The sequence below is a fragment of the Novipirellula herctigrandis genome (genome assembly GCA_007859835.1).
GTDB lineage: Bacteria > Planctomycetota > Planctomycetia > Pirellulales > Pirellulaceae > Novipirellula_A > Novipirellula_A herctigrandis.
Window position 1 is genome coordinate 757,925 of sequence record SJPJ01000001.1, and the last position, 20,127, is coordinate 778,051.

The 20,127-nt window shown below is 54.0% G+C and carries 8 protein-coding genes (1 of these 8 running past the window's edge); 2 read left to right on the plus strand and 6 right to left on the minus strand.

The genetic code is table 11. The features are described from left to right. Window positions 1-3,242: the 5' portion of a VCBS domain-containing protein gene (locus tag CA13_RS02560; protein WP_146394456.1), read on the minus strand. The gene continues 24,883 nt to the left of window position 1, outside the view; 3,242 of the gene's 28,125 nt are visible here — the first part of the coding sequence; its start codon is at window positions 3,240-3,242; the stop codon falls past the left edge of the window. A gap of 333 nt (window positions 3,243-3,575) precedes the next feature. Between CA13_RS02560 and CA13_RS02565 the strand changes: the two genes are divergently transcribed. Then, complete coding sequence (locus CA13_RS02565) at window positions 3,576-4,934, plus strand: hypothetical protein (protein WP_146394457.1); 1,359 nt, start codon at window positions 3,576-3,578, stop codon at window positions 4,932-4,934. Further along, window positions 4,931-7,243, plus strand: a complete 2,313-nt coding sequence (locus tag CA13_RS02570) for an efflux RND transporter permease subunit (protein WP_146394458.1) — start codon at window positions 4,931-4,933, stop codon at window positions 7,241-7,243. Before CA13_RS02565 ends, CA13_RS02570 begins: the two co-directional genes overlap by 4 nt. Here the strand turns inward: CA13_RS02570 and CA13_RS02575 are convergent. The 5 genes from CA13_RS02575 to CA13_RS02595 are packed head-to-tail and all read right to left on the minus strand — an operon-like array spanning window position 7,240 to window position 20,056. Further along, window positions 7,240-8,079 (minus strand): class I SAM-dependent methyltransferase, encoded by an 840-nt coding sequence (locus tag CA13_RS02575; RefSeq protein ID WP_146394459.1) that lies wholly within the window; start codon window positions 8,077-8,079, stop codon window positions 7,240-7,242. The two genes, CA13_RS02570 and CA13_RS02575, sit on opposite strands and share 4 nt — an antisense overlap. Window positions 8,080-8,084: 5 nt before the next feature. After that, window positions 8,085-8,576 carry a hypothetical protein gene (locus tag CA13_RS02580; protein WP_146394460.1) on the minus strand — a complete coding sequence of 164 codons (492 nt, stop codon included), beginning with the start codon at window positions 8,574-8,576 and terminating at the stop codon, window positions 8,085-8,087. Then, the gene (locus CA13_RS02585) at window positions 8,569-9,333 is read right to left on the minus strand and encodes an SDR family oxidoreductase (RefSeq protein WP_146394461.1); all 765 of its coding nucleotides are present in this window, start codon (window positions 9,331-9,333) and stop codon (window positions 8,569-8,571) included. The genes CA13_RS02580 and CA13_RS02585 overlap by 8 nt, the downstream gene beginning before the upstream one ends. Next, window positions 9,330-10,022: a 4'-phosphopantetheinyl transferase family protein gene (locus CA13_RS02590; protein ID WP_419193853.1), complete on the minus strand. Its 693-nt coding sequence runs from the start codon at window positions 10,020-10,022 to the stop codon at window positions 9,330-9,332. The genes CA13_RS02585 and CA13_RS02590 overlap by 4 nt, the downstream gene beginning before the upstream one ends. After that, window positions 10,022-20,056 carry a type I polyketide synthase gene (locus CA13_RS02595; RefSeq protein ID WP_146394463.1) on the minus strand — a complete coding sequence of 3,345 codons (10,035 nt, stop codon included), beginning with the start codon at window positions 20,054-20,056 and terminating at the stop codon, window positions 10,022-10,024. The genes CA13_RS02590 and CA13_RS02595 overlap by 1 nt, the downstream gene beginning before the upstream one ends. Between the last annotated feature and the right edge of the window lie 71 nt (window positions 20,057-20,127).

Below are 20,127 nucleotides of genomic sequence, written 5' to 3' on the forward strand. Positions count from 1 at the left end.
AAAGTCAACACTGGCTCGCTGGCAGTAAAGCCGACGTCAGCGACGTGCTCGACCGTCAAGTTGTTTCCGGATACGGTTTCCGTAACGACGGCATTACTAGAAAAATTATCGAATCGCCAATTGGCGATCATATTCGCTTCGTCATAGGGCAGTGAACTGCGATAACTCGCCGCAATTTCTGCATCGGTCCGTATGTCGTTGAAGAACCTGGCGTCAAAAAACGTTCCTGAAAACAATTGATCGTTATCGTAGCCGCCGTTCAAGGAATCTTGTTCCTGTCCGAAAACCAGCTCACCGCCTCCGGCAATCGCTTGTCCTGTGTTGTGTCCGGTGCCACTATCAACCAATACTCCGTCAACAAAGATCTGCCAATCGCCTGCAGCAGAATTCCAGGTCACCGCCAGGGAGTGTTTGTTGCCGTCTTCCAAAATTCCATAGTCCATTGCCGTCGAAGTGACTTTTGATCCAATATAGACGCTCAGATTGCCAGTGTCCCGGATGATCAACGTGAATTCGTTGGAGGTTCCTGACGATGCATAGGAAACGAGCGTATTCAACGTTCCTGTATGTGTGGTTGCGAACTGCATTTCATACGTCATTGTCGTCAGCCCGCCGAGGAGTGTCCCACCATCATCGGCGATCAAGTAGGCGTCATTTCCGCCGTCATGGTTTAGTTTTAATCCACCACCATTTGTAGCACTCGAATGAAGATCGCTTGGCGGCAGACCCAAAAATTCATAAGCACCGATGTCTGCCGACGCGTCACGAGCCAAACCGCGTTGATCCGTCGCAGGCGGCGTGCCGCCACCCGCGTTGTAGGCAATGCTGGTTACGTCGATTGCGTGAACATACTGCCCAGAAGATGCGTCAACAGCGAGTGCTGCCAGAGCTGGGTCGCTGCCTAGGATGTCCGTTCCAACGGTCCCGCTGAAACCGGTATTGTGCTCGATGATGTTGTAGCCGCTACTAACGACCGAGCCGTTGACGTCATTGCCACCAAACTGCGAGACGTTATCGGCAAATATTGAGTTCGCGATATTGACGGTGCCGCTGGAATTATACAGACCACCACCGTTACCATTGCTAAGGGTGGAGTTACCCGCGACAGTGGAATGAGAAAGAGTGACCACCGTGGAAGCACCCGAGACGCTGATTCCGCCAGCGTTGTTGTTACTAACATTTCCGCTGACGGTAACGTTCGTCAAGGTTGTCGTGCCAGCAGTGACGGCGATACCGGCACCCGTGATTGTGGCGTTGTTGATGATCGCAACACGTTCCAGCGTTGCGGTGCCGCTGGAGTGAATACCGCCACCGGCGTTGTTGGCAGCCGTGTTACCACTAATGACAACATCGACCGCCATCAACGTTCCCGCGTTGTCAATCGCCCCCCCTTCCTGATTCGAATGCGATGCATCAGCAAGCGTCATGTCGCTGATCGTTAGATTTCCACTGGCCAGAATATCAAAGATGCGATCCGAAAGTCCCGAGGCGTCGATGATCGTGGTCGCAGGCGAGTCACCTGTGATCGAAATTTCTGAGGTAATGTCCAAGTCGCCGGTTGCCGAGACGTCTTCATGATCGCCCGTGATGTCAAGAACGTAGGTTCCTGCTCCCAGGATGATCGTGTCCGCACCGGCGGTGTTGTTCGCTGCAATGATCGCTTCACGAAGCGAAATGAATCCATCCGAACCGCGGTTTGCCAGCAGTGTTGCCACGTCCGTTGTCGTTCCGTCGATCGTGTCGGTAAAGGTGTCGACCGTGATTGAGGTGACCGGAGGAGGTGTCGCTAACTCAGTAACGTCCGAATCGCTCAGCTGTCTCGAGTACAACCGGACATCGTCCAATAATCCTTCAAAGTCGTTCGTCGAATCGCCACCGGCTCCGATGACCAGCTGTGCGGTGGTGCTGATATCAAGTGTTGATGCCGAGTTGCTACCAACGACCCCACCATCGAGATAGGTCTTGACCGCGCCACCGCTACGAGTGAACGTGACATGGTGCCAATTTCCGTCGTTGATCGCTCCGATGTTGGACGTACCGCTGGAACCGCCGCTAGAAAGATTGACCTTCATCACACCGCCGGCTTCGACGAAAATGCGAAATCCATCGCCGCCATTCTGTTTGTCGATGACCGTGGCTTCGCTCGCGAAAGAATCAGTGGTGTTAACCCAAAACGACACACTGAAATCACCGGTGCCAAAATCAATCGATGGATCATCATCAACCGTGATGTGTTGGTTCTGACCGGCCGCATCCCCGGTGAAATCAGCCGCAAGCGTTCCGACCACGCCGGTCGTGGTGTTATCTGAATTCTGGTAAACCCCGTGATTTCCAGTTCCGGAAGAATCTGTGGCAAAGCTGAAGGTATCGCTATCAAACTCATAGTGGGCAACCAGGTTGGTAGTGGTGTCCAATGTGCTTCGCCAGGATGCTTGCGCAACATATCCAAAGGCCACGTCGGTCGACACATCGCCGACGGTGTACTCCAAGATCCAGTCACCGCCAAGATCCGCATGCCCGGTCGCATCGTCACTGGCTGCGACATCCGAATTGGTGACCATCGCCAGCATGTCGATCAGGTCGCGCCCCGACTCGGTCGACGCCAGGTCGCAGCCATAGATCAGAATATCTGCGTCAGAGTCCAACGCGTGCCCCCACGAGGCGATGTCGCCTGCGTATCCGGGTGCTTCGTCGACATCCAGTCGAACGTTTCCTAGTTGGATCCCTTCGCCGTCACCGTGACTGATGATATGAACCGCGTCGACACCCGAAAGCGTTTCGAGGGCATTCGTGATTTGGTCGATTCCGTTTGAATCGCTGTCGAGATGAAAGACAACCCATTGCGTTTCGCCATCCGCATCGGCACGCAGCCCATCAAACAGCGTATCCGCATCATCAACATCAGTATCGATGAAAACCACTTCGATCGGTTGTGCGGGATCTAACGCCGGAGCTTCAGCCATGTCATGGACATCGTCCAGCAAATCATGTTGATCATGTTGCGCATCGGGAGCGTCCAAATCGCCTACCGAGGTCGGCTCGAAGACGTGCGTATCAAGAACTTCGCCGTCCGCATCGGCGAAATGGTGCATTAACGATGCAGCGAGGTCCGCATCGACGTCCATAGAACCGTCATGTCCATCAAGACCCTCGCCGCTAAGCAGGATACGGTCTTCGAGCGGGTAAAAGTCGAATTCGCGACTCATGTTTTCGTGCCAATCATCCGTGGTGGCGGTAGTCAATACTCATCCCATGAATCAATACCTACGCGCAAAGAACGCGCAAAATGATCCGTTCGTATAGTCGCCAAAATCACCCCGCGACTCGGATCATTAGCGAAAGAAGTAAGGTTACGTCGACAATCCCAATTGCGAGGACTTTCCCTGTCATGCCGGGCGGTGTACAGATCAGCACAAACGAGTTCCAATTTCCCAATCCCACCGATCACAATACACCGAGGTCCAATTGGCGAACTAGAATAGGCGTCACCGATTTGCTGCCAGAGGTCGCATTCATGCGACACACGGAGATTCCTTCCGAAATGCGTTTCAAGTCGTAAACCAACCCATTGTCGAATGCCGAGCAAATCCAACAAACCGACGGAAATCGATGGAGGCGACCCATTGCCTCTGTCACCGTTCGAGCAATACATGATTTGCGACGAACGACTCGATTCGTATCCGATGTCCGTCGCCTTACACTGGGCTGCCCTTGGCGAACCGCGGCGAGATTCGTTTCGCAAAGCGTTTCGTGAAGCCATATCGTGGCATCCGTTGCTTCACAGCCTCGTCGACCATGACGTTTGGCGAATCAGTGAAAACGCAGTCAGCGATGTCCAATTCTTTGACAACGGTGATCAGCCCACCGCAGCGGATCGCCGCGTCGATGCTCGCAACGGGCCAACGGTTCGATGCAATGTGATCGAACAAGGCGAGGAAACATCGATTGAATTCATGTTCCACCACGCGGCAACCGACGGTGTGTCCTTCGTCGAGTTCTGCGGCGATGTCTTTGCAATTTACGCCGCATCGATCGGCAACTTCGATCCGGCAAAAATTCGGCGACCGACTCATCGTTATCTGACTCAGCGTGCGAACGTCGATCTAGCGATACCTGAACCGGTAAGCCGTTCGACGGCACTGAAGTTCACAGCAAAAGAATCGCTAAGGTTCGTCACTCGCCGAGCAGAAACCGTTGCCGCTGATATCGAAAGAGACACGACACAGCGGGACCGTTGCGGCGGCCTTCGCATGATGGAGGTTCCTTTCAATTTAGAAGAAAGCGAACGCGTTTTTGCGGCCAACACGAATGGTGAGGCGTCGCTCAATGAGTGGGCGATTCTTGCACTAATGCGAGTGATTGCAAAGTGGAATGACGATCATAACGCTCCGTCGCGACGCGGATGGCTGGTCACGAACATGCCAGTGCTGCTAAGACCGCGGAAAGCGGTACGAATAAGCGCGGCCAATATGATCGGATATGGATTTTTGGCTCGTCAACGCGACGGAATCGAAGATTGGGATTCCGCAATTCAATCGCTCACCGAGGAAAGTCGCTTTATTCAACGATGGAAAGTTGCAGGCATGTTTCTCAATGGGGTTGCAGCGGTCCGTAGGATACCAGGCGCCCTCTTCTTTGCCACGCGAACAACTCGCCCGGCAACCTGTGTCGTCACAAACATAGGCGACCCAACTCGCCGATTCCGCAACAAACTTCCCTTGGATGAACGGGGAAGGACCATCGTTGGCAACTTCAAGTTAACACGCCTCAGCGGTTCGCCACCACTTCGCCCCGGCACTCATGTTTCATCATCGATCAACACCATGGGCGGAAAGATCAACTTATCGCTGCGAGTCATGCCGGATTTTCTTTCGCAAAACGCAGCAAACAAACTAGCGTCGATGTGGAAACAAGAGATGATAGTTCACTCATGAACAACGAGATTCCCCCAACGAATGAAACGCCAAGTCGTTGGCCAAGCATGACGGTCCGTTTGGCCAGTTTCGCGTTCGCGTTAGTTCTGTTTCCCATCGTCATTATCGGTGCCACGAGGGCCTGGGAAAATAGCGGCACGAAGGTTGAAGATTGGTTACCGTCCGGCTTCGAAGAGACCGAACGGTTAATCCAGTTTTTTGACCGCTTCGGCAGCGACGAGCTGCTGATGATTGGATGGGAAGGGGCGAAGCTCGGTGATCCCAATTTGGCTCAAATTCGCGAAAGGCTATTGGCAGCGGATCCGCTTGACCAACAGCGCCGAGTTTTCTTTCGAGACGTATGGACGGGCGATTCGGTGTTGCAGGAAATGCAGGACCCACCGCTCGGATTAACGGCGACTCAAGCAAAGGTGCGGATGGCCGGTTGGATATTGGGGCGTGATGAGACCACCGCGGTATTAGCGCTCGTCTCCAATGACGGCATGGCTGACCGCCATCGTGCAATCGATTTCGCCAGACGAGTCGCGACCGATGTCTTGGATCGACCCGCAAGCGAAGTTCATTTTGCCGGACCAACGATCGAAGCGGTTGCTATCGACGAGGCGAGTCAATCGTCGCTTTTGCGATTAAACGGCTATTCGTTCCTCGTCTGCATCGGCCTTTTAATCATCTGTTTAAGACGGGTTTGGTACGCAATCGTTATTTTTGGGATCGCAATCTATAACGAGCAAGCGGCAATGGCGTTGATCCATTTTAGTGGATCACAAATGGATAGCATTCTACTTCTGACGGCCAACTTGACGTTGGTGCTCAGCGTTTCCGCGGGCATTCACATGTACGGCTATTATCGTCATGCGAGCCAACTTAGCAGCGACACGCCGCCTGCGCGAATCGCCATTCGCATGGCATTCAAACCAACGCTCCTTGCTGCGATTACCACCGCAATCGGGTTCGGATCGCTTGCGATAAGTCAGATCGTTCCCGTGCATAAGTTTGGTTTCTATACGGCAATCGCGGTTCCCTTGGCCGCGTTGTTGACACTTTGGTACTTTGCGATGTACCTGCCTTCATCGCGCCGGGCAACGAATTTTGGAGGGAATCGAAACGCGACTATCGGGATCCCGACACGCCAACAATCACTACAAGTTAGGCTACTAAGGCGAACGCTGAGTAAGTGGCCTCTCGTTTTGTTTTTCTTTTTGAGTTGCATCGCCCTCGGTGGCGTTGGCTTGGTGCGACTGCGTATCTCGACCGGATTGCATGACCTGTTCCCTGACGATGCCAAATTGCTTGGCGACTACGCTTGGATTGAACAACGAATCGGGCCACTTGTGCCGGTTGAAATTGTGCTTGAGTGCCCGAGTCGGGACGGCCGTGATGTGGTGGATGAGCTTGCACTCTTAGGACAATTGCAAGCTCGGGTCCGCCGCACCGAGCCAGTGGGAAGTCTCATTTCAGCAGTCAATTTCTCGCCTCCTATTCCGCGGAAATCGAAAACAAGCTCACTCGCTGCCTTGGCATACCGAGCGGGCCTGAACGCAGGATTAAATCAATCGCTAAATCGCTACCAATCATTGCGTCTATTGCGAGTCGATCCCGATCAGCGTTTGTGGCGTTTGACTGCTCGTGTCGAAGGGTCCAAACCGCAGGAATACCATCTGATTATGGACGAGTTGAGAGCGGCAACTTCCGAAACGCTGGCGACGCATGGCGATCCTGACATTACCTTCACGTTAAGCGGTGGCGTGCCGTTGGCAGCGAAGACTCAGGAACGTTTATTGAGCGATTTAGGCACCAGCTATATCACCGCGATGGTGTTAATCGGGGCGACGATGGCAATCTTTTTACGAAACCTGTTCGCGGGAGCCTTAGCGATGATTCCCAATATTTTGCCGGCGTTTGTCGTGTTTGGATGGATGGGCGCGATGAATTGGAAGGTGGAAATTGGCGGCGTGATGACCGCCAGCGCCGTGTTGGGGATCGCCGTGGACGACTCGCTCCATTTGATCATGTCGTTTCGTGAATGGTACAAATCAGGACTCTCACGCCAACATTCGGTCCTTGCAGCACTTGCCACCTGCTCCACGGCGATGGTTCAAACGACGCTGGTTTGCGGACTAGGGATGCTGGTGTTTTCGCTCAGTCCCTTCATCCCGATCCAACGTTTTGCATGGCTAATGTTCTCACTGTTATTCGTAGCACTTCTCGCCGATTTGGTCTTGTTGCCTGCGATCCTATACAGTCCTCTAGGCCGTTTCTTCTTGTCCGGATCGGGACCCGACGTGGCGGAGCCCGCTAAGAATTCCTAACCCAACCGTACCTGAGTGATTTTCATCACTTGGCGGAACCATGCTCGAGTCGGTGGAAACCAAGTGCGGTAGCGAATCGATTTCCAACGTCGTCGGTGTCGATCGACCAAATACCATTCTCCGATGTATTGGTAGCATGGGTCCCAACCGCACACCTCTTGGCCATCACAAATTCCCCATCGAAAAACAGCGTCCGTCTTACAAACGGCTGCAACCGTGCTCTGCTTTCCCACAATCGCGGGGCAAATGGATTGAAAGAGGATCTCGGCACCCGGCCAGCGCTGCGAAAGTTCAGCGAACAGACTGCGAACTTTCAACTCATCGCAATAACAAAAAAGACCCTCCGCAGTAACCAATAGCGGACGATCCGGTCCTAGATCCAAATTGTCCATCCATGCGGTGTCAAAACAATCGGACGCAATGAACGCATTTCGATCCGACGGGCGATAAAAACGCTCTCTCAGTTCAATCGAATCTGGTAGATCCAAATCCCACCAACGAATTCGTCCGTTATCGATGCGCTCGAAACGACCATCCAACCCCGCACCAAGATTGATAATTGCCGCATCGGGATGCCGGACAATAAACTCGCGGACGCGCTCGTCAAATATCTCCGTTCGAACCGCAACATCCATCTGCAAATTCCAGGCCCCCGCGAATTTAGCAAAGTCGTAGTCGATCGAATCCACGATCTCGACAGCTTTGGGGTCGCGGATAATTGCGTCGTCGCGTTCGGTTTCCATCGCTCGAAAGTAGAGCGGAATTAGCAACGTTTCCTGGACCGCTCCCAGATCTGCCGAAAATCGTTCCGCCTCATTTGCCGGTGAATTAGGCATGATGTTTACAATACTCGAGTGGACAGAAAAATCGCATTCACATGGCAAATGGCAGCCGCCAAACCCGAGCCGACCGTGATTGCCAAAAACGCATGAAAGCCGTTGAACGATGGGTTAAATCCTTGCAATCGACATCCCCATAGAATCAAGATCGTTAACAGCCCAACAATCAATGCCATTCCAATTCCGATTCGAATTGCAAAGGGGAGCCATCGCAATTCGTTGGCCATCGGCGGATCGATCGCCGCTGCTTTTCGCCCAAGTGACGCAGCGAGCACACCGAAAAACGAAGACAACCCAGGCAACAAGATCGACATTGGAATCAACATTGCCGCCAAAGGGTAGTCGGTGAAAAGGGTCACCGATTCAGCTTGCCCGTAAAGCCAATACGCAATCAACCCATTAATTGCCCCCGCGATACAAAATTCGCGTGGTCCAGCGATACGAAACGCAAAGTGACGAAGTGTGACGGGTTTTGACACGGTTGGTTTAGACATGAACAGCCGATCCACCGTCGACCGTTAGCGTTTCGCCCTGCACCATGTCGCTAAGCGGACTGGCTAAGAACAACACCGCATTAGCAACGTCGCGGTCGACCAAGAAGCGATCACCAACCATCGACTTCTGTTTGCGCCCTTCAAACATCTGATCCGCACCGGGCAAACGACGAGTCGAGTCCGTTTCGACCAGACCTGCTTTGACGATGTTGACATTGATGCCTTCATCACCAAGTTCGAGTGCCAAGTGACGCGAGATGCTCTCGAGGGCCGCCTTGCTGCCGCCGATCAGCCCGTACATCGGCAGGGCAATGTCCGCACCGTGGCTGCTAATCGCGATGACTTTGCCTCGACCGGAACCGTTCGTCAACATGTCTTTTGCTTCGCGGACCAGATGCACTAATGACATCACGTTGGTTTGCATTGCAGTGTTGAAATGCTGTGGCCCGGCGGCCAACAGATTGCGGAACCCACCGGTCGCGGCGTTACTGACAATAATATCCAACCGTCCGATTTCCGATTTGACAAACTGCATCATCGCTTCGACGTCCTCGGATTCACTAACATCGGCCTTGACTACCCAAACTTGCCGACCGAGTGAAATGATCGCCTGGGCAACTTCCATTGCTGCCGCTCGGCTAGTGACATAGTTGATGACAATATCGGCACCTGCTTCGGCGAGCCGAATGGCAGTGGCACGGCCGATACCGCGCGAGCTCCCACTGACGAGGGCCACTTTTCCTGTAAGATCGATCATGGTTTACATATTCCTAAGAGAAGTTCGTTTGAATGATGGGGTATTGTTTGTTCAAGAACCGAATGCGGCTGAGCCACCGCCACGGCGAAGCGGTCCACAAAGTGGAATTCAATCGATGCGAGTTGACACATCGCGTCATTGCGGTCGTTTCGAACCGTACATCGAGAGGGATGCGACTTCGCCGAATCGTTCTCTACCGATACAATCTTCCAGCGATTGGGGCGAAACGGTTCACAGCGACAGAAGGCTTTGTAGGCGGCTTCCTTCGCGGCCCAGAACGCGTGGGGGGGTTGCGTGCCAATTCGAATTCGTTCATTGCGGTCAAACCAAGTCGTCAAGAAACTTGGCGCCAACGGATTTCGAATGTCGACCAAATCGATTCCAATCCGAGACCGGCTGACCGCTGCCGCAACGGCTCCCTCAATATGGCTGGTCGACAACCGTAACCGCAACGCGGTAGTCGTTGAATGCGACGGATGCTTGACGAACGCGACGGGACGGCGAGATTTGCCATCACGGCACCGCGATCGAACTTCGATCCTTTGCTCCGAATTGACTTCGCTCGACCAACGCCGAACCATCCGTGCCATCAACTCACATGAGCGTCGGTTCAATGACTCCCAAGACGCGCCTCCCTGTGGCGTCAATTCAATCGACCATTCCGCAATGGGGTGTTTGGTTTGGCACATCAGGACCCAATCCCTTGCAGCAAGGTACATCGATAGCCAAGTCCGCTGATAACGGCTTCGCCCGAAGCGTCCCAAACATTGAAATCCAAGATCGCGGCGTCAGCTACTTTCTCGTGAAGTTTGACGTCGACCAGCAATTCCTCTTCAGCATTTGGCATCCGCAGAATCTGCAACTGTTTCATGCCAACGGGAATGGCGAACAACGAAGGGTCTGTCAACCACACGTGGACACCACATGCAAACATGCATCCATCGATCACTGCCATTGGCGTCAGTGGTCGACCGCGACGCCGCTCGCCGACCAACTCGTTGGGATCGGGTGAACGCAATTTGCCCAGCAGCACGCCATTGACGGAGCAAACATGAGTAAGCGTTTGAAACGCCGGTCCATGAGAAATCAATTCACCGGCAGCGTATTTGACAGGATGCCAAGCCAAGTTCCCATTGATTTCTGGCCGCACGATCGAAGACATCTCGGTTCGCGTAGGAACAATACACGTCACCCTGGTTTGATCGGATTGGACCAACACCCCCTTACTGTTTCTAAAATCCGCCACCAACCGAGCGATCTTATGCTCACCCTGATCCTCGACACAAACATGCGCTGCGTGCACCGAATCCAATTCGATTGGCAAGCTCTTTTCGATTCCTATGTCACCAAGCACGATCGGTGTGGTGGATAGGCCGCTCCGTCCATACGTCGCTTCCACAATCGCCTCGATCGAGGCAACGGTAGGCATCAACGGTTTCGATCGAAACAAATGCTGCGACAAAAAGGGATCCGTTTTCGAATCGAGACGAAGTAAAAACCGCTTAGATGCCGACGAATCACGTTGCAACACCTGCTCGTCCAAAAGCGGGCAGTCTGCAAGTGGAATGCTGTCCTTGTGATCTTGGCTGTGGGTCGAGTCTTCGTCCTTCGTTCGCGGGTCGTCGGTTTCTCTAAACTCGCTCGCGGACAATTGGCCCGTCAATTCGAAAAAGCTTTCATCGCTGACAATCACTTCCGATTCGGCCGTCGGACGCGATATTTCACGCAGTAAATGATCCACCCCTTCCGCGATTGGCATCAGTGCCAACTTCAAGATGGACCGACTACCGAAGCTAGTCGATCGCAACATCATTCCCGCTTCGCCCCAACTATGCCAATGGAAACTGACCGCGCGAACATCGGGCCGTTCGTGTCGCAACGATCCGATCAGTTTGCACATTCCATCGGCGCCGAGTGAGTAGTCGCTCGCGGCGTTGGCTCCCATCCGACCGCTGATGGAACCGAATCCGACAAAGACCTGCAGCGGATCTTGGCGGGTTAGTTCCATTAAGTTCTTCGTCGCAGTTAACTTGACATCTACCATTTGGCGTACGCGATCAAGACGCTTGTTTTCAATGCGATCAGGAAACGCAATGCCCGCACCTTGAATGATCCCATGGATATCGCCATCTTTTGAACGGATCGCCCTTAGCGTGTTGCTCAGCTCCTCGCGATTGCATATATCACAAGTGTGGTAGTGGAAATCGATGCCATTTCTTTTTGCTTCATCCAAATTCCGTTGCAATTCACGTTGCGTGGCCAAACAGTTCCAGATCTCGCGCCCGCTCTTACCTTCTGCCATGGCGTCGCGAGTGACCCTGCGTCGAATTTCCGCTAGCTGATGCTCGGATGCATCGAGTATTTCCGCAGGAAGCGGATCGATCTTGGTGCGACCGAGCACGTGCATCTTCAATCGGAATCGGCCCGCCAATTCCATCGCTACGCGTGCGGTGATCCCTCGACCGCCACCTGCGGCAACCCATACCGAACCTGGCTTTGGGACCAGCGGCATTGTGTCGTCGAGCGATCGTTCCAACGCGATTGGAATTCGACGCTCTCCATCAACGAAAGCGACTTCGACCGCCGGATCGTCGCTGCTTAGTTCATCCATCAAAAACGTCGCGACCGATTGCGGCGACTCACCGGGCGACGCGTCAACGACCTTTGTCTGCAGTTGGCTCCATCCACGCTGGTTTGCCTCGACACGCATGCTTTTCAGCAGCCCACTGATGGCTCCACCCTCAGGTGCCAGCGGTCGTTTTGCAAACCCAAAATCGCCGTTCAAACAAGTCACCGCACTCAGTGATTGCAGCGTTGCCCCCGATTCTTTGGCCGCACTCACCCAACTTTGCAGGATTTCAAATGGCAGCATCACTCCCGATTCGACTCGTTTGCCCCATGATTTGGAACCGTTAATTCGCCAAGCTGCGTCATCACGTGGCGTCGCAATCACCAAATGTTCGGGAACCTGATTGGCTACAATTGCCTTAAAAGATTGCATTGCGTTTTCGTGGTCGTTCGTGGCAATGCAAAAAACCTTTACTTGAGCTTCAGAAAAGACCGATGCAATCGCTTTCGCATCGGGGTTGTCTCCGACGATAACAACCGATCCTGTCAAGACGCGAACTCGTTTACCGCTTCCTTGCATCGGCTGCATTCGCATCACGAACCGCTTCGCCACATTATCCTTAGTATCCTCTGGCGTGCTCTTGGCTTGGTTTGGCGTGCTCTTAGCTTGGTTTGGCGTTGGCAGCGTCCCCTTCCAAACCGGATCGGGATAGAAGGTCTTAAAATGACGCCAATCGGTGATGGTGACATCGGGTTCGCAGCTACCCGACTCGATTTCAGCGATCAGATGCGAGGTGCCTTCCTGGACGGGCAAGAATCGCATTTTGGCTAGAAATTTGGCATGTTTCGTTTCGGGCCGTACTGCCATTCCGACTTCGTCCCATGAATGCCACGCCAGTGTCACAACACGGGTTTCGGGACGTTGGAACCGAAACCACGATCCCATTTTTGCAACCATCTCGTTTGCTAAACAGTAATCCGTTTGTCCAATGCCTCCAAAGCGACCGCTGATCGATCCGAAAATCACAAAGAACCGTAGCGGATCGTTTGCCGTTAGCTGCATCAAAGCAGCGCAGCCATCCGCTTTCGCCGCGATAGTGCGGTCTACCAAGTTCGGCTTCTTGGAAACAAACTTGTTCGCTTTTTCAAATCCAGCTCCGTGAATCACGCCAACGATGGGTTCGCCGTTGCTGCGGATTTGGTCAAGCAATTTGTCTAGCGCTGCACGGTCCGAGACGTCGCATCCCCAGTATCGGCATCGAATGCCTTGTTCGGCGAATCGCTTCATGGTTCGTTCGATCTCGATCGCCTTTTCGACGGCCGACCACCGATCCGCAGGAATTTGTTTTTCGGCGATCGCCTGCCGCATCACTTCGCTGCGAAGTTGCCGCAATTCCGCATCGTCGAGATCCGACCAACCCGGCTCAATGTTCGGTGGCGATGTAGAACCAATAAGATGAAGAGTACCGCTTACACGCTTTCCAATCGCTTCGGCCACCGTTGCGGTGACGCCGCGAGCGCCGCCCGTAATCACCCAAGCCCCTTCGACCGAATCGACCGAAATGCTTGGCTCGGCCGTCAGCGGCTCAAGAATCGGCCGCAGCACATACCGCCGCTGTTTTTGATCGTATCCAACCTCGGCTTCAACCGCCCGCAGTTTCCACTCCTCGTGAAACAGTCCCACTGCGTCACGGTCAGAAATCGTCCGATGCAAATCAATGGTTTTGGCGCAAAACCGGTCACCAAACTGAGACTTCGATTCCAACCGAATCGCTTTCATCAGACCCGTCAAAGCACCATCGCAAACACTGGCCAAACAACCTGACCAACCAAAATCTCCCGCTGTGCGGATGACCGCAAAACAGGACGCCGAATCGCTCGCTTTCGCTTCGGTCACTTTCCCATACCACCACTGTAGCAGTCGATAGGGTCCCATCACCCCGCGTTCGCGTTGTTTCACGTAGGCACTTTTTAGATCGATACCTTGATGGTCCCCGGGCTCAGCGACAATCACATGCATAGGGAACCCTTGCTCAAACGATGCTTCAATTCGCGAGACCGATTCTTCGAGCGAGAGCGTCGTTTCTAGCAGCATCACCTCATTGTGCTCAGCGTCAAACGTCTTAGCTAACTGGTCTGCGAAGGTACCGTCGCCAACAACCAAAACACCACCGGTCATGGTCGACGGAGCCATCGTCGAAGTATCTTCCTTCTTTGTGGATCTCTCGATTTCGATCGACCGAGGCACCATCCGATAAACGAACCGATTGCAAATCTTATCGCTAACATCCGTTGGCGGTTTGCCCTCAACGCTGGTTGCAAGCTTGATAAATGCGTCCGCATCGATGGCTGGATAATCGGTGTGCGTCGTTGTTTGGAATGGTTGCTGGGTTTCGGGCGCCTTCGACTGCTTTGTTCCTGCTGATCCGTTTCTTGAATTTGGCTTGACCTCGCTAAAACCGAAAGGTCGAAAATCAAGTTCGAGGTAGGTGGGCGATGAATCATTACTTGCCGCGTCCGATACGCTTGCTTTCGCCACACCGTTGCTAGTCACGTGAAGTTCGTCTTTCACATCAATGTGCTGGGTAGAATCGGTCACCGCAAGCCACGCTTTCGCTTGCCCCGGTGCCATCACGATACTGGCTTGGTTATCAACTCGCCGCAGAGTATGCATCGTCGCATGTGAAGTTTCCCTTCCGCGTTGGGGACAATATTGGTCGCGCAGCGCATCCTGTGCCTCTGCTAACGAGAACCGTTTCGCCGTCGCGGGGAATAGTTCCGCCAGTCGTCCCAATCGATTCGTGGAATGGTCAGGGACCTCGCCCGAAGGTTTGAGCAACTGAGTGTGATTGCTTGCCAACACTGAATCCGCAGCGACCCGGTTCGCTTCAAGATGGCAGCCATCGTATTCCAAGTAGGTCTGCTTTCCGGATCGAGCGTCATGTAATGAAACGCCCCACGCGCCTCGCCGATCACTACTTTTTATGATCCGGATTGCTTCGTCGATACTCGCCGCTTCGCTTAGCAGGCGGCGCACAAGCAAGCCATGCAGGAGACCAAATCGGTTACGACCTGTGATCGGGCGATCAATTAGCATCGAACTACTGACGCTTAAACCTGCCTCATTGAATCCAGCGATTGATCCGACCTGGCCTGCGATTCCAAATAAAACATGACGTTGACCATGCTGGGGACTGCGGACGCAAACACTGCGTGGCAATGGACCGCGAAGCAACAACCCGATCGGCAAATCCTCGTTCGCACCGTGCCACCACCCATTGGCATTATCGGATGCAGGAACAACGAAGTGAGCACAACCAGCATCGATGTCGGGATAGAGCCAAAGGTTGAGCGCCATCAAGTTCTCGAAAGCAATCTCGCTACCCTCGGCAATCCCTCGGAGTTCCTCAAGAGATGCTTCGTCCCAGTATCGTTCCACGTTCGGTAACACCTGGCCAAGATCCGGCAGCGAACTACCACCTTCGGCGAAAGTTCCCGCACATAGAGAGACAAGCTGACCAATACGATCTCGCTCTTGCTCGCCGTATTGCCGTCCCATTTGCCGTGGTGATCCGGACACCTCAATCGTGCGTATGTGTTTTGCCCTAGCGAAGCGTTCTTGGGGAACGTCTTTAAGCTTCCCATTTCCACCGTTTTTTTCTTGCTCAGTAACGCAGCCCAAAGCAACGTCCATTGGCAAAATTCTCACGGCGGCTCCGCTGTCACATTTCCCTTGAGTCACGGTTTGGCGACGAACAGGCGAACGACTCTTCGTCGGTTCTTTTCTCGCAGTCGATTCTTTTCTCGCAGTCGATTCTTTTCTCGCAGTCGGTTGTGCTTCGGATGGTGAACCCGTAACGGAAGGCGAAGAAAGTCGCGACGGAGCAAACTTCGCGGAGGGTTTCAAAAGCGATTTGATAATCGCAGGGTTGGTTTGTAGCAGCGGACCAAGACGTCCATTGACGCTCAAAGCGGCTCGCACCGCGGTGATGCCTCGCTGCGGCCCCCGGCGTGGCTCGTCCATCGAAACAGCCACACAATCCGACCGATCGGAAATGATACGACGATTCAGTCCTGTCAAAACTTGACCGGGACCAACTTCAATCAACAACCGACAACCGTCAGCGACAGCTTGCCGAATGACATCGACATAGGGAATAGGAGTGACTAATTGATGCACCAACCCTGTTTTAATGCGATTGGGATCGCATTCGTATTGGCCCGACACGGTGCTCAAAACAGGGACTTGCGCAGGTCGCATCGGAACATCCCGCAGAGCGTCGGCGAACGCGGCCTGCGCCGGCGCCATCATCGGGGTGTGAAACGCGCAAGGAACCGCCAACCGTTTCGACTTTAACTTGTGCTGTTTGAGCAAGCCAATGAATCGCTCAACCGCTTCCACCGAACCCCCCATCACTGTTTGTTCGGGCGCATTCTGGTTGGCAATCCAAAGGTTCCCGCCTATCGAATCGACAAGCGGTTGCACCTGGTCGGTCGATGCAATTACCGAAACCATCGCCGCCTCTGGCAAATTGGCTTCGTCGATCGAACGACAACGATCGTACGTTGCCCGCACCACCGTCGCCAAATCCCAAACGCCAGCAGCAAACAGCGCCGCCAATTCACCGTAACTATGCCCAATCACCACATCGGGAGTCATGCCCCAAGCTGCGACTTGTTGCATCATTAAGGCGTCGCCAAGTAACATTGACAACTGCGTGCGAAAAACATCTTTGCCAAGCAAAGCGGATTCGCGATTGATCACCTGGTCGAGCGACGGCATTTGCAGTGACGCCAATACCGAATCGATTCGGATTGCAGCGTCAGCGAAAACGGGATCGTTTTCGATCAAGCTTGTCAGCATCCCTGGATACTGTGAACCTTGACCTGGCAAAATCATCGCGACCCGGTTTGGCGTCTCCGTGACAACACCAAAGTAGATCCCTTGTACGGCCAAGTGGGCTAGATTGCGATCCATCTGCAACCCTCGCCACGCGGGCTGAACTTTCTCGGCAAACTCGCTTGCCGATTGGACCACAAACGCTAAGCGAAAACGGTCCTCTGACCCAAACTGCCGTTCGCCAATTTCAAAGGCAGCCTCCGGGTTACCCGCTTTGGCTTCCAAGTTGTGCAGCAATTCTGAAATGGTGGGTGCCCCAATAGTGACAATCGTCCATCTGGCAATGTTCGCGGAATCACTTTGCGATACAGCCGGTTGACTCGGCCTTCCCATTTCGGTCTTTGATCTTTTCTCCGAGTTCAAGGTCGCGCGTTCATAGGAAGTCACAATTCCTGCATAGCCAAGCGAATCGTCTTGCGTCGAGCTAACCATTGCGGCGGTCGCAACGCCGTCCGAGCGGGTCGGCAGTGCTACCAACTGGTTCGCCAACGTAAACTTGCGATCGGCACTGGCAAGTTGCTTGATGGTGGTCGCCCGGACCGGGTGTACCAGCGGAGCGATTTGTTTTTGTTTCACCGATTCACTAGCGCGCAACATCGATGCCATTCCACCTGCCCCAGCGAGGGAGCCAATGGAATCGGCGATACATCGCACGTGCACATCCGCAGGGACGGCCACCGATTCGGTTTGGCTCTGCTGCGTCTCCACCGCTGCAACGATGCCTCGAAGCACTTGGGGATCGCATTTCGGATCACCTTTGGCGGAGGATTCAATCAGCGAAACGTCGCCCGCAACGATCGACGCGTTGTCCATTCCACGTTGAATCGACAATCGCGTATTCGGTTCAACACCGTTGCCACTGCCGACACCGAAACCGGCGATCACCGCGTGAATCTTGTCGTTATCCTGCTCCGCCTGATCGAGCCGTTTGAGGATCAAGACGCCGACACCCTCGCCCGGCAATGAACCTTGTGCGTCAAACAGTGGATGAACTTTGCCGTTACCCGATAGCCGTCCGCTGGCTCGTAGCGAATCAAACAGCGTGAAGCCCGCTGACCGCTGACCGGCTGCGACGATCATCATATCGGTGTTTCCGGTGCGCAGCATCAGCGATGCCAAATGCAACGCGGCAAGCGCGGAACAATCACCGGCGTCGATCGCCGTGGCGCCACCCATTAAATCAAATGTCTTGGTACATCTTGATGCCAATGTGCTACTCGTGAACGACCCTGTTTCGTCCATCAACGCGGGCATTCGCGACAATAACAGATCGCCATACTGTTCACCTAGTTTTTCAATGGCAGCTTTATCAACATGTCGCGTTTTCAACCGTTTTCCGACATTGTCCATGAACTCGGGCAGCCGCATTCCCATTTGCAATTGGTTACCAAACTCGCCACCAAAAACGCTTCCGACGATAACCCCGGTCCGTTTTGCATTTAGATTTTTGTCCCGATAGCCGCTGTCTCGCAGGGCTTGGTCAACCGCATCTAACAGCATGAATTGCAGTGGATCTGCGTTGGCGACTTGTTTTGGTGGGACCTTGTGCTTTCGCCAATCATATTCGTAATCGGGCATGTAACCACCGCAAAGACGTGACCGGTCGACACCAAGGGGATCGACCAAGAAACGTCCTTCGGGCATCGGAGTTACAGCCGATACGCCAGACAAAGTTTGTTGCCAAAACGAAGCCCAATCCGTTGCTCCGGGCAGAATCGCTCCCATCCCGATAATCGCTATCGAGCTAGCGTTTTCCATCGCTTTGAGGTCCGTTGAGTCCGGATCGTCCGTTGAGTCCGGCTTGATTGATGGGGACAATTTCAGGGCAGCCTGCGGAACATATTGATCAACAACAACATGTGCATTGAGACCACCAATCCCAAACGCGTTGACTCCGGCGCGACGAGGTGTTCCATCGGGTTGTTCCGGCCACTCACGCGCCGTCGTTGGCAACTCGAACGGTGTTTTGCCCCAATCGATTTTGGGGTTCGGCGTCTTGACATTGGGTGTTGGCGGAATCGTGCGATGTTGGATCGCCAACACGGTTTTTAACAAACCCGCCAAACCGGCCGACTCAAGCGTATGCCCGATATTGGCTTTCACACTTCCAAGCGGGATGCGATAGCCGTCGGGCAGTTTTCCTTCGAGTCCTTTGGCCAACGCCTTGACCTCGGTAGCATCGCCAACCGGAGTGCTGGTCGCGTGGGCTTCAATGTATTGAACCCGGTCAACGCGAAGTGTGTCGCCGTAAGCCCGACGGAGCGCTTCGACTTGGCCTTCTTCGCGAGGTGCCCAGAGACTTTTCCCTTTTCCATCGGACGAAAACCCGACTCCACGAATCACCGCGTCGATGTGATCGCCATCGGCGATCGCTTTTGCCAACGTCTTTAGGACAATCACGACATAGCCTTCGGCCGTGATCAAACCATCGGCATCGGCATCGAACGGTCGAGTTCCCGTTGCGGAAACCGACCCTGCCTTGGAAAACAACAACAGGCTATCGAACTTGCAATGAGACGCACTACCGATGATCGCCATGTCGATCTCGCCAAGTTGCAATGCCATGGCTCCCGAGGCGAGCGCATAGAGGGATGACGCACAGGCGGCGTTCATCGCCATATACGGGCCATCGAGCCTAAACGCTCGATTGATGATACGCCCTGCCTGGAAGGCTTCCACCCGCGGCCCGCCATCTTCGTCGCGGCCAGGGTATTGCCGCTGGGTTTCCTCTACCACTTGGTTGATGATTGCGTCGCTATCCAAGCCCGCCAATTCATGGTAGAGCGGAAGGTCGTTCAAGTACTGTGCGGTTTCTCGAACCAGTGAACGATAAACCAAGTCACCACTGCGGCCGGTCCCGCGAGTGTGCCCGACGTAGACACCAGCGCGACGTTGCGGCAAATCATTCGGGTCCCAACCGGCACGCCGCACCGCATCGGTGGCGACCGACAACAACTCTAAGTGTGCTTTGTCGGCCGCAGATACGTCGTACTCCGATAGCGCAAAACGTTCGATGGGCTTTGATTCCGGGCGAATGATTCCGCCGAGCCGGCTGTACGTTTTCGCCCTGACGCCTTGATTCTCGTCGTAGTAGAGGCGTTGGTTCAATCGCTCCGGTGGCAATTCCTCGATCGCACTGCCGCCGGTGCGAATCATATCCCAATACTCCTCCAGACAATCTGCGCCGGGAAGGCGACATGCCATCGAAACGATCGCCAGTGGATTATCAGAAAACGCAGGGATACTTTTTGTCATAGCCGGTTGGTTGTGTTAGCGGAGCGAAGCGACCGGTCCGGTGTATTTTTTCATCGTGTTAGCATCGGTCA